This window comes from Sulfitobacter sp. HI0027 (genome assembly GCF_001634775.1).
In the GTDB taxonomy this organism is placed as follows: domain Bacteria; phylum Pseudomonadota; class Alphaproteobacteria; order Rhodobacterales; family Rhodobacteraceae; genus Sulfitobacter.
Map to the genome: position 1 here is coordinate 1 of NZ_LWER01000034.1, position 13,440 is coordinate 13,440.

Genomic DNA, 13,440 nt, shown 5'->3' on the forward strand with positions numbered 1-13,440 from the left:
AGTAAGCTCTATGAGCGCACCAGTGTGATCATCACCACCAACCTTAGCTTCTCAGAATGGGCGCAGGTCTTCGGGGATGCAAAGATGACCACCGCTCTCTTGGATCGGCTTACCCACCGCTGCCACATCCTCGAAACCGGAAACGACAGCTACCGCTTCAAGGTCAGTTCTGAGGCAGCAAAGAAAACTGCAAAGGAGGCCAAAACATTGACCGCATCATAGACCACGACGCATAACTGAGGGTGGGTCAAATCTCGGTGAAAATACCGGGTCAGTTCTCAGTGACAATCAACATCATCGGCATTGTCGGTCCATATGTGGCACGGCTTCTTTTAGGGGAAGATCAACGCTTCTTCTTGCCCGGAGCAATGCTAGCTGGCGCGCTGATCCTTTCGGCCACATCTGTGCTCTCGAAGGCCTTGTTCGGCGCTGTCCTGCCCATTGGCAATGTCACGGCATTGGTGGGCGCTCCCTTCTTTGCCGCTCTTATTCTGACCAAGGGGCGCAAAGCATGGTGACGCTGCAACTTGAAAACCTCGTTGCGCGCTATGGTCGGCATGAGGTCCTCAGCAAGGCAACAACACCGCCAATTCGAGGAGGCAGTGACGGCTCTTGTGAGGGCAAATGCGGCTGGTAAGTCCACGCTGTTTCGGCGCATCGCAGGACAGATGCGGGGGGCAGGGACTGTGCGCTTCAGCGATGCAGCCACGGAGGACTTGCGCTACATGCCGCAGGATACGGGGATGAATGCAGCGCTGACGGTCTACGAATCCATCATACTCGCGCTGAAGCGCGGTGGGAGCGGTTGACGCCTTTCTACTTCCGAGCTAACGGCCGTGAACGACGTATTGGCCAGATTGGGCATCACCGCTCTTGCTGAGCGGCAGTTGCCGGAACTGTCAGGCGGGCAACGTGAGGTCGTATCGATCGCACAGTCGCTGGTGACGCGGCCGCGGGTTGTCCTCATGGACGAGCCCACCTTTGCCTCCAATACGAGGTATCGGAGGCTTTGCAATCCTATGCTGCTGAAAGCGGAGCTGTGATGATCCTCGCTTGGCATGACCTAAATCAGGTGAATACAGAATGCTCGGTCATCATTTTACCTCATAATGATCTCAAGCTGGCGGAAATTGCTGTTGAGCGGTTTCTCCGCGTTCCAGTGTCATGCCCGCAGTTTGCTGTGAAATCGGCCAACTACAGCAGCTAGGTCTCTTTTCGATCCACCCGGATCAACAACAATGGTTCCGGAATGGACCAACAGAAGCACGCCGCGAATGGCGAGTTCTGTCAAGAACCAGTTCACGTCACGTTCTGACAATCCCAAGCATTCTGGTGCCGTCACAACGACCTTATCCCCTTGATTTAGCGACAGCAGCAGTTGCTCTCGTTGGATGAGATGCTTTCGAGGACGCGTAGTTTGCCCTTCAAACTGGTCACACCAAACCTGTTCAATTACCCCATGCAGCGAAATTTCTTGTCGCTGCCGTTTGGCGGACGGCCTACCTTGGGCGGAAAGGATATATCCCCACGTAGCGCCGGATTTCGAAAACTTTGGGTCCATTTAAGGTCTTCCTCCTCTTAATCGTTCTTAGAAGCGGGAGGACTAGATCACGATCCAGCTTGCCGATTGATTGCCTCCGGCTAGGCTCACCCCTCTCCGCGGAACCATCTTCTTATCTGACCTAGTAGGCCAGATTCACAGAGCCAAACGCGACTATGCGCCGGCTTCGAACCTCGTGAGATTGAGGTCTCGGCCCTAGCTTGCTTGTCTCTTGCAGACGCTACTGAAGCAGGACGTGCATCCGTTTCAGATCGCTTTCGCTCAGCTTGCCTTCGCCGACAAGGGCAATCATCTCGTCATGATCAGCCAGTGTCTTGGTTAACATGGTTTTTCTCGTCTTCTTCCGGCCTGCCGTGACCGTAAAGGTCGGCGTTCTCATGGGCTCGGTCTTCGTGCTCAAATTCCAAACTCGAATGACCGATGCTAAAATCGTCCTTCAGCCGGTCCTTGATTGCCGTCTTGATATTTTCGATTTAACGCCAGCCGTCCGCTGTCAGCACGATGTGGCAGTCCAAAGCCGCCTTGCGCTCCTGCATCTGCCACAGATGGGCGGGTCGATCATGCGCATGCCACCCTCGTAGATCAGGTAGAAGCCGAGCAGGATAAGGGTCGTGTAGTTGATGAGCGCTGCGACAATTTCTATCCGCCCATAGCCGAAGGTCATGCGCGCGTCCGCAGGCCGCCGCGCGATTTTCCGAGCGGCAAAGGTGATCACCAACGATGCCATATCCGAGAAATTGTGCAGAGCATCCGCGATCAGTGCGAGGCTGCCGGATAGGATGCCGCCGACAATCTGCGCGACGGTCAGAAGACCGTTGGCCCAGATGGAGATGGAGACTCGACGGTCGCCGGACTCGAGGTCGATATGGGCGTGATCGTGGGCCATCAGGCAACTTCCTATCTGTTCGGCAGATCAAAACGCGGTCAAGCGCCGCGTTTTGACTTCCTTTCAACATGTGCAGCCAGACCGGACTTATTCGCAACAGGTTCGGTCACTCGGGATCCCATGTGCCATTGGGTCAGCAGCAGCCAGAACTCTTCTCTGGCTGCGACACTTCCTGCACCAATTCGGCTGTTTCCGCGCCGTCGGCTTCCCGTGCCACGTCCGCTTGAGCCACGATCCCACAGCATTTGCCGCTTTCGTCTGTAACCACGCTGCGGCGCACCTGTTTTTCTTCCATCTTGCTGCAACAGCTTTTAACGTCCTCATCAGGTGAGACTGTCAGGAGGTCATCCGACATGACGTCAGAAACCGGCGTGTCGGCTGCCTTTCCCTCTGCGACGGCACCACAGCAGATGTCGCGGTCCGTAATGATGCCGACCGGCTCACCGGCGTCATTGATCACGGGAATCGCGCCGACCGACTTTTCATCCATCAGCTTTGCGGCCTCCTGAATCGTAGTGTCGGTACTACAACATGTTGGATTGCTGGTCATGATTTCGTGAACTTGCATGATCTTACTCCTTGTTTTGGTTACTAGGGTGGAAGCCGAAAGACGGGTGTTCAAGTTCCTTTCAGCGCGCTGAGTGGCGAGTTTTCGCGCGAGCCGTGCAGCAGCCACAATTTGGATAATTCAGTACTTGGAGCGCTGGTTTCTCTTCGGTCCAGGTCGGAAAAGGTCGGCAAGGGACATCAGGTATCTCCTCGAATCGCTTCCAAGGAAATGTAGTTACTACAGTTACTGTAGCTTCAAGCCACAAGTCTGTCCGGGTAGACGCGGTTGGAAACCTTCCCGAACAAATCGTTAACCTAGCTGCCCCTAGTCAGGACCCCACTACAGCTCGGCTTCGTTCCGAGGATGGGTGTTACTGGCATAAGCACAGCGGTCCAGCAAAAACGACACTGGTGCCGCTCTGCTCAATAGGTGGCAACCCGATCTGCACTACGCGTTCGGCGTGAGATATTGACCAGTGCAAACTGGGTGGGCGTAGATCACGTTCGCGGGGTCACGCTTTCTTCTGCCGAATACAGGAACGCCGTCGAACCAGTTTTGACGTTCGGGTATAGATGGTTGATATGTGCCATGACCATGCGGACACACCCCGAACTCGCGCGCCCGCCGATGCTTCTTGGTTCGGGCGTCCCGTGAATGCGTAGATAGGTGTCTCGGTTGCCTTCAAAAAGGTAAAGCGCCCGCGAACCAAGAGGGTTTTCTGGGCCAGGGTCAACACCGTCGGCAACCGGGCCATAGAGCTCGGGATCGCGTGCGATCATGTTTTGAGTCGGCGTCCAGTTTGGCCATTCCACTTTTCGCTGGATCGTATACGTGCCGGGCTCGTACAGGTTACCACGGGCGATCGCCACACCGTAACGCATCGCAGTTCCCCCTTCTTCGATGTGATAGATGTAGCGCGCTACGGCATCGACGTGGACGTCTCCCGGAACAAGCCCGTCCTTAGCGTCCACCCGCTGGGGCAAAAAGCGCGGGTGCAGGCCCCACGGGTTTGACGTAGTTGGATCAAAAGCGGGAGGTGTGACCTGCGCGTCCCAGGCGGCCTTCTCCTCCTTGGTGGGCCGGGTGGCTGCCAGTAGCGGGCCAGCGATTGGAGTAGAAAACAGCGCACCGCTGGTCTGGAGAAAATGTCGTCTTGTCAGCATCATTCTTACTCCTTCAACGTTAGGTAGGCAAACTAAGCTTAAACAAGGCCACTCTGCCGTTCAGTAAGGAAAGCCTGAAGCAGTATGGCCTGTTTGACTCGAATGCCGTTCTTCGTCTGCGGCCCTAACTCCTAAAGCTACTGTAGGTTCAAGAGAAATATTGAGGTCGAACCGGGGCTTTCGTGTTCTTACTTAGACAAGAACAGACCAGTCCGCCAGCAATTCGGTCGTGGCCCGTCACCGCAGGACTATCCGGTATTCTGGGTGCGGGGCCGATGTTCGCCATTGGTTGAAAAAACCTTCGCGGTAACATCTCGATTGTGTCTCACGTCGAAAGAACTACATCTAAAGAACGACCAAACCGGAGCGATGTAACGACCTGGCCGAAGGCCACGACATCTTGAATCACGTCTCGCGATAGTTGTCACAAGCCTCAACCCCTTCTGCGACGACATCAAGAAGAGCATCTACATCGCTCAATAGCGTTGTGATACGTGAATTGCTGATACGGTAGCGAACAAACCGTCCATCTCGATCGCTGGCGACAAGCCCGCACTCCAGCAGGCATCGCAAATGATTGGAGATATTGGGCTGCGTTAGTCCCGTGTGCGCGACGAGCTCCTGAACGACGAACGGACTTTTTGCCAAGGCGTCCAGAATCGTCAAACGACTGGTATCTGCGAAGCCGCGAAGCAATTTCGCGCGCTGTTCAATAGTGGTGGTCTTGTCTTCCATAACGATTTGCGCCATATCATTTCTCGCTGATATATAGAATCTTCTATCCACTTTAGCAGGAAAGCCGCGATCATGGCCAACACAGACAACGAGATAGCAGATGCGCCATTGTTTCGATACCGGGTTTCCGGCATGGATTGCGCGAAGGATGCTGCACAGATCGAGCGGGCGGCACAGTCGGCCGGGGTAGCGCCCGGCGATGTGAAAGTGTCGGCCGCAACCCACATCATGACACTGGCTGCACCCGAAGGGCGCCTGCCGGACATCGAAAAGGCCGTTGCGGTGACCGGCTACGGCTTCGACCGGATCGAGGGCGATGGAGACATTCCGCCGAATCCCGCCCATCAGGACCCGGCCTACCGACGCGCGCTCTGGATCGTCGTGATCCTGAACGTGGGCTACGGTGTCGTTGAAATGATCGGCGGGTTCATCGCCGGGTCACAGGCCGTGAAGGCCGATGCGCTCGATTTCATCGGCGACGGCGCGATCACCTTCCTTGGCCTGCTGGCCATCGGCTGGAGCCTCGCCTGGCGGGCACGGTCGGCCTTGATCCAGGGCATCTTCCTCGGGCTCCTCGGTCTCGGCGTCCTCGGCACGACCATCGTCCGGGTCTTCGAACGGACGACGCCGGATGCGGGTCTCATGGGCCTGCTTGGCATGATTGCCCTTGTCGTCAACGTCATCTCCGTTCTGCCGCTGCTGCCGTTCCGCAAGGGCGACGCGAACATGCGGGCCGTCTGGCTTTTCTCTCGCAACGACGCCATCGGCAATGCGGCGGTTGTCGTTGCCGCCGGTCTTGTGGCCTGGCTGGGCAGCGCGTGGCCCGACCTTATCGTTGCCTTCGGTATCGCCGGGCTATTCCTGCACTCGTCCTGGGCGATCATTCGCGATGCGCGGGCCGATCTGAAGACGACTGCATGAACAGCCGCGTTCTAGGCGGAGTTTGCGCCATCTCGGCGTTCGCCCTCGATCAGGGCACCAAGGCGCTTGCCCTGAACACACCTGCGCTTGAGGGCGGCGTCGAGGTTCTACCCTTTCTCAATCTCGTGCGGGTTCTGAACGATGGGGTCAGCTTCGGTATGCTGGGCGGGATCGTGCCTTGGTGGGGTCTCATCGCGCTTGCTGGCGTGATCGTGTTATGGCTGCTGATCTGGTTGTGGCGCGCGCCGGACAGGCTGACGGCTGCCGCTCTCGGTCTGATCATCGGCGGCGCACTCGGCAATGTCCTCGACCGGCTGCGTTATCAGGCCGTCCCAGACTTTCTGGATTTCCATTACGGAACATACCACTGGCCGTCCTTCAATCTTGCGGATGTGGCGATTTTCTGCGGCGCGGCCCTACTATTCTGGGACAGCTTCCGCTCTGCGACGGACAAGCCTGGTCAGGGTCAACGCAAGGAAAACACAACGGGGGTGTAACCCATGTTCGGCATACCATCTGCGAAAGGCTTTGACAGCACACTTGCCCTGCTGCGCAACCCATATGGGTTCATTTCGGAGACCTGCCGCGCACTCGACACAGACCTGTTCGAAACCCGCATCCTCCTTCAAGAGACGATCTGCATGACCGGCGCGGCGACGGCAGAAGCCTTCTATCGGGAAGACCGGCTGATCCGCGCAGGCTCGATGCCAGGCCGCATACAGAAGTCCCTGCTGGGAGAAGGCGGCGTTCAGGGATTGGACGGCGCTGCCCACCAGCACCGCAAGAAGATGTTCATGTCACTCATGGGGACCGAGCGGATCGCCGCGCTTGAGGGCACGTCGCTTCACATGTTGGACAACTATGCGCCGGACTGGGAGGCGAGGAACGAGGTCGTCCTCTATGACGAAGTGCGCGAAATGCTCACAAGAGCTGCCTGCGCCTGGGCCGGGGTGCCGCTTAATGAAGCTGAGGTGGCGACCCGAACGGCGCAGCTTACAGCGCTTTTTCAGGACGCCGGGGCCCTTGGCCCCAAACACTGGCGCGCGCGTCTGGCGCGCCACCGCCTGGAAAAATGGGCAGCACGGCTAATCCAACAGGTCCGCGATGGTGAGCTTCAGCCGACGCAGGAAAGTGCCCTTCATATCATCGCGACATGGCGCGATCTCGATGGGGAGTTGTTGACCCCCAGGGTGGCCGCCGTAGAGCTGTTGAATGTCCTGCGCCCGACCGTCGCGGTATCCGTGTTCATAGTTCAGGCGGCGCATGCTTTACATCGGCATCCCGAGTGGCGGCAAAAGCTGAAGGACGACGAGGGACAGCTCGAACCTTTCGTGCAAGAGGTCCGCCGTCTGTATCCGTTCTTTCCCGCGGTTGCGGCACGGGTGAAGAGCGATTTCGAGTGGCGCGGACATCGCTTTCCCAAAGGGTACAGGGTTCTGCTCGACCTCTACGGCACGAATACCGACGCTCGTTCGTGGGACGCGCCGCAAGAGTTCCGGCCCGAGCGGTTTCACGATCGGGAGGTCACTCCCTACGAGTTCATTCCGCAGGGCGGTGGCGATCACCACAGGAACCACCGTTGTCCGGGCGAGTGGATCGCGATCAGCCAGATGAAGGCGTTTTGCAGTTTCTTCGTGAACGCCATCGACTACGAAGTGCCGGATCAGGATCTGGATCTGGAAACCGGAGAACTGCCGCCCATGCCCAAATCTCGGTTCATCATGCGTAACGTCAGGCCTCGGCAGTAGCTTCGCCCTCGTCCGGATCGACCGACCGCGCATCCTTCGTGGCCTCGAACGCCTCCCATGCAACGTAGGGCACGATCAGAAGCGCCGCCACCGGGTCGGCCCACCACCAGCCCATCCATTGCGTCAGACCGATCCCGGCCAACACCACGATCGTCTGATACTGGCAGATCATGGTGTCCTTGGCATCGTACTTCAGGGCGGGCGCATCGAGCCGCTTGCCGTAGCGATACTTGCCCCAGGCGAGGAACGGGTTGGCCACGAGCGAAGCACCCAGAATCGCGATACCCCACCAGTTGAAGCCCGGCGCCTTCTGCGAAATGAAGGCGGAGACCGCCTCGTAGAGGATCGCCGCGACGACGATCCAGAAGGCACAGGCAACCACGTAGAGCGCGACCTTCTTGCGGTGCAGGACCGTGCGCTTGTCGGCACCGTCCACCTCACTCTTCAAGCGCCAGATCAGAGTCGCAGCCGAGGTGGCCTCGACCGTACTGTCGAGGCCCCAACTCACCAGCGCTGCGCTGCCGGTCAGAAGTCCCACGGTGACGGATACGACGACCTCGATGATGTTGTAGACGAGGCTGGCGATCTCGACCCGGATGCCGCGCGTCAGATTGGCCTGCCGGTTATCTTGATGACTGCTCATAACATCTCATCACCGCAAAATTTTCGGCGAAAGTTCGAGGCGAGAATTGGCTACCTTGCCATCAGTTGCGCCACGGATCGAAAGCCGAGATTGTCCTGTTTCCAAGCTTCCTCAGTAGAGGCGAGCTTGTCCCTCATACATGAAAACCAAGGGCTTCGGACCTGTCGCGTAACCGGTGTTGAGCCGCTCCATGCGGAAGCCGCTTGTCTCGATCAAGTCGGCCGTCGGGCGGTCAAGATGGCAGTTCCCGGCGCAGTGTTTCCAGACAGGCGTCAGCCAGCGTTGCCAGCGCCGGATACGGGGTCCGGGCGCCAGGCCATGCTCGACGAAGCGGAAGACGCCATCCGGCTTGAGAACGCGCCGGATCTCGGCGAGAGCCTTCTCCGGTTCCGAAACGCTGCAGAGTGTCCAGGTGGCGACGACGCAATCGACGCTGCGATCTTCGAGCGGCAATGCTTCGGCCACGCCCTCGATCATCTCGGCCGCGGGCATCAGTCCATGGGAGGTTTGCGCGGCCCGAGAGAGGAGTTCGGGCGACGGATCAATACCGATGATCTGGCGCACGGCCTCGGGGTAGAGCGCAATGTTCAGGCCCGAGCCGATTCCGATCTCCAGCACACGCCCATGCAGGCCGGAGATGGCGCGGCGCCGGTAGGGAAGAAGTTGATCCTGGCCCATCGCCAGATGCGTCAGCCGAGGGAGGATATGTTTCTCGTACAGTCGCATCTGTTCACCCGATCCGCGCAAGGACAGGGAAGGTGTCCAGCAGCCAGTAGGCCAGTGCGCTCAACCGCCCGGTCATCATCGCCAGGCCCATCAGGATCATGACGCCGCCCGCAGCCTGATGCAGGCGGCGACCCCAACGACCGATGCCGCGCAACCTGCCGGCAATACTGTCGGTGAACCCCGCGACGACCAGAAACGGGATCCCAAGGCCGCCCGAGTAGACGGCAAGCAATGCGACGCCCTCGCCAATCGTCGCGCTTGTCGCGCTGGCGGTTAGGATGGCACCGAGGATCGGCCCGATGCACGGTGTCCAGCCGAAACCGAAGGCGAGTCCGAGCACGTAGGAGGCGACCGGTTGCCCGCCCGGCAGGTCGAGATGGAAACGCAGGTCGCGCTCCATGGCCGACAGGCGCGCTGCCCCGATCATGAACAGACCGAACAGGATCACGATCGCGCCGCCGACGAGGTTGAGTTCGTAGCGCCACTGCAGCAGCGTCTGACCGAGCGCGGTGGCAGAGGCCCCAAGCGCGATGAATATCGTGGAGAAGCCAAGGACGAAACAGAAGCTGAGCCAGACGGCCCGTCCCTTCGAAGGCGCTGCACTGCCGGTGACCGTACGTCCGGCAACGTAGGATACGTAGCCGGGCACGAGCGGCAGCACGCAGGGCGACAGAAAGGAAACGGCACCGGCCAGCAATGCCGCCATTAGTCCAAGAACGGAAAGTTCAATCAAATCCACATCTCCAAACTGATCGGTAGACCGCCACCACGTGTGCGCACGGAGCGGAACGGCTGGCGCGGTCGTCGTGCTTTTCCATGTCCTATTGCTTACGTTCGTCAATAAGAGCGCTTATCTGCGCAACGGCTTCGGGGCTGTTCCATTCGGCCGGGCCTGCGAGGCGCCCCCGCTCGCGCCCAATGCGGTCGATCAGAATCGTTGTCGGCAGACCCACCACGGCCAAGGCCAGCATCGCGCGCGTATCCTCCGCGATATAGAGATCGAGGTTGCGAATGCCGGTCTCTCGGTAGAAGCGGCGCACAGGTTCGAGACCGGCCCGATCGATCGACAGCGGCAGAACATGAAAATCCGATCCGCCGAGGCGCGCTTGCAGCGCGTCGAGCGTCGGCATCTCCTCGCGACAAGGCGGGCACCAAGTCGCCCAAATGTTCAGAAGCACGACACGTCCCTCGAAGTCCGCCAGCGTCAGATCCCGTCCATCTCCATCCACGAAAGGCGGCGACAGGAGATCACGCGGAGTCCCGTGATTAGGGATCGGTGGTCGGGCGGAGGCAGGGCTTGCCGCAAGCGCCAAGACTCCGGCAAGGACGTCACGTCGCCTCACGGGTCGCTCTCAGCCTGCAACCGGCGCACGACCGGCAGAATGTCCTCCTCAAGCGAGGCCTGATCAAAGGGGCCGACATGCTTGTATGCAATGCGCCCCTCGGCGTCGATTATGTATGTTTCCGGCACTCCATAGACGCCCCAGTCTATCGCAACGCGGCCTGATCGGTCCGCGCCGATGCGGGTGAAGGGATCGCCGAGCTCTTCGAGGAAACCCAGCGTCTCCTCGGCATCGTCCTTGTAGTTGATACCGTAGATCGGAACGGTGCCCGCTTCGGCAAGATCGACGAGAAGCGGGTTCTCCGTGCGGCAGGGGACGCACCACGACGCCCAGACGTTGACGAGAGAAACCTGGTCTTGCAGGTTCGCCGAGCCTAGGCCGTCCTGCCGCCCTTCGATGGGCGGGAGCGCGAATTCCGGGATTGGTCTTCCGATCAGCGTCGAGGGCAACCGGTCGTCGTTGTTCCAGAGGCCCCAGTAGAAGACTACGCCCAGCAACCCAAACAGAAGAATAGGCAAAATCATGAGCGGCCGTCCGCTCCGGCGCCGCTTTTCTTGGTTATCCTTCGAACTCATAGCCTGCCATCAATGCTTGGAAGGAATAAGGTATCAGCAACCGCTGATATGAAGCAAACCGTCGCCGATCACAATGCCGAACGATGGGGGAGGCTTGGCCGCGGCTTCGCAGACCCGAGCCATACTTACTGTTTAGATTCGTAAGAAATCAGTGAAAGGTCGGTATCTGAAGAGGCCGTTGAATTCAGACCTCTGAACGGCCCCTTCGTCCGCTCTCCGGACATGCGCACCGAAAGCAGCGAAAAGCCGGTATTTGAGCAACTCAGCACGCTCAAATTCTCGCAGCATGATGGCAAAGCTGTCTTTGCCAGCGCTAGTAGTTCACCTGTTCGAAGTCGTAGTTGCCATCATAGTCACGCCAATCGACGAAGACAGATCGGTGATAGATACCCGGGCAATTCTGGCCCCAACGTTCAAGTCCCACATGGGCCTCAGGCAGGGCAGTTATAGAAGATCGCTGCCATGAGAAATCGCCTTGGGTTCCATAAGTGCCGAGGACTACAGTGGCGTAGCGTTCGCAGTCTCCTTCGCTTCCTGCTTCGTATTGCCGCGCGTAACGAACATCAAAGACACGGATGGATCGTACGAAATTGAACTCAGGTCCGCTGATATCGATGTCCGCCCGATCTTGAACGAGCCGGAGGGCCTGGTCGGCGGGAACGAATTTGTCTCTTGGCAAGGATTGGAGCGGTCGATGGCTGTCGGGCCGGTACAAGGCTTCAAAGATACGGCCAGCGTTGTTTGGTGGCCGATCGCCCTCATAGGAGGCGCCCATGGGACAGCGCCAGATTTGCAGCGGCGGTTCCACTGGCCAAGGCGTGATAGGCCTGATGAATTCGGCGCGAGCTCGGGCGCAAGGGACGGAAGCGGGCCAGCCGCCAGACAGACACAAGAGGATCGCGCAGTCGATCGGGTATGTCTGCGCTCGGGCGGACATTGGTAGCGAAAGACCAGTCACGGTGAAAGCGACTGCAACCGAGGGGAGGAGCTTCTTGATCAGATAGTGCATGCTGCGGAACCTCCGTGAGAGGAGTCCAGCATATATACGATAATATACTATCGCAATGTGAGCGATACCTGAACTGCGACTCATGTTGGGATCAGGGTAGGGGCGTCATCGCATTTCCTCCAACATCTTTTCGCGGAAGACCTCAGCTGGCGTTTTCCATCCAAGGCACTTGCGCGGCGTATTGTTGAGGCGATCACAGATCACCTTCATATCGTGATCTGTGCATTGCCGGATATCGCGTTTGCGGGGCAACCACCTTCGAAGGCGTCGGTTAGTGTTCTCGACTGTGCCTTTCTGCCAGGGGCTGGAGGGGTCGCAGAACCACGTCTGGGTTCCGATCTCGGCTTGCAGGTGGGGCCAACTGACAAACTCGGTTCCGCGGTCAAAAGTGTTGGACCGACGGGCGACGAGGGGGAGGTCTTTGATGGCGCTCATGATCTTGGCCATGACCGGCTTGGTGCGCTTGTTCGGGTTTTTCAGGATCACAGTGAAGCGGCTGACGCGCTCAACCAGTGAGGTAACGTTGGACTGGCCAAGCTTTTGTTTAAACAGCATCAAATCAGCTTCCCAATGACCGAACTGACGGCGATGAGCGACATCATCGGGTCGGAACAGAATGCTGACATCGCGGTGGAATTTGGGTTCTCTGCGCCTTCTGGTGCGACGTGGTCTGCGGGCGACACGGTGGGTCGGTAGATACCACCACAGGTCTTCGCGCTGACCTTCCTTGGAGTAGATGTAACGATAGATGGTTTCCTGACAGACCCTGAGAGGAGCGCGTTCGTGAATCATACGGTTACTGATCTGCTCTGGTGTCCAGCCGTTCTTGATACGCTCGATCACGCACTTGCGAAGCTCAGGATGTTTGATCAGTTTGCGCTCTCGAGCACGACGTTCCGCTTGCATCAGGTGAGCAGCGGCACCGTAATAGCCATCGCAACCCGGCATGCTTTCGTCCGAAAAATGGTTGCGCTTTAGCTCGCGAAATATCGTTGATCTGCAGCGCTTCAGAACGCGCGCCATCTCATCAACTGGGACCTTAGCGTGTCTCCAGCGTTCTATCTTGCGTCGTTCTGTGATACTCAGTTGGTCGTAAACGGCTCCCATACCGATTCCTCTCATTAGATAAACTACTGTTTTCTAACAAGAGTCGCGCTTGAGGGTAGCGCGCGCCAATGGTGTCTCAAGGGTCGTTGCGACAGTTTCCGCTATCTCAGTTTCCTCAACTCTTCCCTGAACGCTTCCGTCGGTGTGCGCCAACCAAGGCACTTTCTTGGCGTGCCGTTGAGGCGGTCACAAATCGCCTTCATATTGCGATTTGAGAGCGCCGCGAGCTGGGTGTCACGGGGAAGATATCGCCGTGCGCGTTTGTTGAGGTTCTCGACCGAGCCTTTTTGCCAGGGTGCTTGTGGGTCACAAAACCAGCTGTCAGTGCCGATGCCCGACTTGAGCTTTCTCCACTCCCGGAATTCGAAACCACGGTCAAAGGTGATCGATTTGCGGGCCGGCTGGGGTAGGGGGTCCATCACATCCATCAGCTTGCGCATGAAGTGGGTCGAACTGCGGTCGTTGTTGCGAAA

19 protein-coding genes and 1 pseudogene are annotated in these 13,440 nt (G+C 58.4%); 6 read left to right on the plus strand and 14 right to left on the minus strand.

The window, feature by feature from the left end; all coding sequences use genetic code 11:
* The 3 genes from A3722_RS02085 to A3722_RS24655 all read left to right on the plus strand — a co-directional run.
* A partial coding sequence (locus tag A3722_RS02085; protein ID WP_161487369.1) for an ATP-binding protein occupies window positions 1-222 on the plus strand: 222 nt, incomplete at its 5' end.
* A gap of 59 nt (window positions 223-281) precedes the next feature.
* Window positions 282-518 (plus strand): iron chelate uptake ABC transporter family permease subunit, encoded by a 237-nt coding sequence (locus tag A3722_RS02090; protein ID WP_067631027.1) that lies wholly within the window; start codon window positions 282-284, stop codon window positions 516-518.
* Window positions 519-836: 318 nt separating this feature from the next.
* Window positions 837-1,043 carry an ATP-binding cassette domain-containing protein gene (locus tag A3722_RS24655; RefSeq protein WP_236627322.1) on the plus strand — a complete coding sequence of 69 codons (207 nt, stop codon included), beginning with the start codon at window positions 837-839 and terminating at the stop codon, window positions 1,041-1,043.
* A gap of 119 nt (window positions 1,044-1,162) precedes the next feature.
* Here the strand turns inward: A3722_RS24655 and A3722_RS24485 are convergent, their stop codons facing one another.
* The 6 genes and pseudogenes from A3722_RS24485 to A3722_RS02115 all read right to left on the minus strand — a co-directional run bounded on the left by A3722_RS24485 (window position 1,163) and on the right by A3722_RS02115 (window position 4,895).
* On the minus strand, window positions 1,163-1,561 hold the full coding sequence (locus A3722_RS24485) for a hypothetical protein (protein WP_201721940.1): 399 nt from the start codon (window positions 1,559-1,561) through the stop codon (window positions 1,163-1,165).
* Between the two features lie 220 nt (window positions 1,562-1,781).
* Window positions 1,782-1,940 carry a hypothetical protein gene (locus tag A3722_RS24490; protein ID WP_201721941.1) on the minus strand — a complete coding sequence of 53 codons (159 nt, stop codon included), beginning with the start codon at window positions 1,938-1,940 and terminating at the stop codon, window positions 1,782-1,784.
* Window positions 1,864-2,447, minus strand: a pseudogene (locus A3722_RS02100) (cation diffusion facilitator family transporter). Before A3722_RS02100 ends, A3722_RS24490 begins: the two are co-directional and overlap by 77 nt.
* Before the next feature lie 133 nt (window positions 2,448-2,580).
* Window positions 2,581-3,015, minus strand: a complete 435-nt coding sequence (locus A3722_RS02105; RefSeq protein ID WP_067631023.1) for a CBS domain-containing protein — start codon at window positions 3,013-3,015, stop codon at window positions 2,581-2,583.
* Between the two features lie 479 nt (window positions 3,016-3,494).
* Entirely contained in the window at window positions 3,495-4,160 is a 666-nt protein-coding gene (locus A3722_RS02110) for a L,D-transpeptidase (RefSeq protein WP_067264455.1), read from the minus strand.
* Between the two features lie 405 nt (window positions 4,161-4,565).
* Window positions 4,566-4,895, minus strand: a complete 330-nt coding sequence (locus tag A3722_RS02115) for an ArsR/SmtB family transcription factor (protein ID WP_236627323.1) — start codon at window positions 4,893-4,895, stop codon at window positions 4,566-4,568.
* Window positions 4,896-4,967: 72 nt separating this feature from the next.
* Here A3722_RS02115 and A3722_RS02120 point away from each other — a divergent pair, with 72 nt between their 5' ends.
* Genes A3722_RS02120 through A3722_RS02130 form a run of 3 tightly spaced genes read left to right on the plus strand, consistent with a single transcriptional unit; the run spans window position 4,968 to window position 7,564 of the window.
* A complete protein-coding gene (locus A3722_RS02120) occupies window positions 4,968-5,816 on the plus strand; it encodes a cation transporter (RefSeq protein WP_067631019.1) in 849 nt (282 codons plus the stop codon).
* Window positions 5,813-6,313, plus strand: a complete 501-nt coding sequence (gene lspA, locus A3722_RS02125; protein ID WP_067631017.1) for a signal peptidase II — start codon at window positions 5,813-5,815, stop codon at window positions 6,311-6,313. Before A3722_RS02120 ends, lspA begins: the two co-directional genes overlap by 4 nt.
* 3 nt (window positions 6,314-6,316) lie before the next feature.
* Window positions 6,317-7,564 (plus strand): cytochrome P450, encoded by a 1,248-nt coding sequence (locus A3722_RS02130; protein ID WP_067631015.1) that lies wholly within the window; start codon window positions 6,317-6,319, stop codon window positions 7,562-7,564.
* Here the strand turns inward: A3722_RS02130 and A3722_RS02135 are convergent.
* The 8 genes from A3722_RS02135 to A3722_RS02170 form a co-directional block, all read right to left on the minus strand.
* Complete coding sequence (locus tag A3722_RS02135) at window positions 7,548-8,207, minus strand: cation diffusion facilitator family transporter (RefSeq protein ID WP_082849320.1); 660 nt, start codon at window positions 8,205-8,207, stop codon at window positions 7,548-7,550. The genes A3722_RS02130 and A3722_RS02135 overlap by 17 nt on opposite strands.
* A gap of 111 nt (window positions 8,208-8,318) precedes the next feature.
* Window positions 8,319-8,933 carry a class I SAM-dependent methyltransferase gene (locus A3722_RS02140; protein WP_067631010.1) on the minus strand — a complete coding sequence of 205 codons (615 nt, stop codon included), beginning with the start codon at window positions 8,931-8,933 and terminating at the stop codon, window positions 8,319-8,321.
* A gap of 4 nt (window positions 8,934-8,937) precedes the next feature.
* Complete coding sequence (locus A3722_RS02145; protein ID WP_394444218.1) at window positions 8,938-9,639, minus strand: cytochrome c biogenesis CcdA family protein; 702 nt, start codon at window positions 9,637-9,639, stop codon at window positions 8,938-8,940.
* A 115-nt stretch (window positions 9,640-9,754) separates the two neighbouring features.
* The gene (locus A3722_RS02150; RefSeq protein WP_067631003.1) at window positions 9,755-10,276 is read right to left on the minus strand and encodes a TlpA family protein disulfide reductase; all 522 of its coding nucleotides are present in this window, start codon (window positions 10,274-10,276) and stop codon (window positions 9,755-9,757) included.
* Complete coding sequence (locus tag A3722_RS02155; RefSeq protein WP_067631000.1) at window positions 10,273-10,800, minus strand: DsbE family thiol:disulfide interchange protein; 528 nt, start codon at window positions 10,798-10,800, stop codon at window positions 10,273-10,275. The genes A3722_RS02150 and A3722_RS02155 overlap by 4 nt, the downstream gene beginning before the upstream one ends.
* 364 nt (window positions 10,801-11,164) lie before the next feature.
* A complete protein-coding gene (locus tag A3722_RS02160) occupies window positions 11,165-11,860 on the minus strand; it encodes a hypothetical protein (RefSeq protein WP_236627324.1) in 696 nt (231 codons plus the stop codon).
* A 105-nt stretch (window positions 11,861-11,965) separates the two neighbouring features.
* Window positions 11,966-12,967 (minus strand): IS30 family transposase, encoded by a 1,002-nt coding sequence (locus A3722_RS02165; protein WP_067630998.1) that lies wholly within the window; start codon window positions 12,965-12,967, stop codon window positions 11,966-11,968.
* 101 nt (window positions 12,968-13,068) lie between these two features.
* Window positions 13,069-13,440, minus strand: a 372-nt coding sequence (locus A3722_RS02170) for an IS30 family transposase (protein ID WP_150120404.1), incomplete at its 5' end; no start/stop codon positions are given.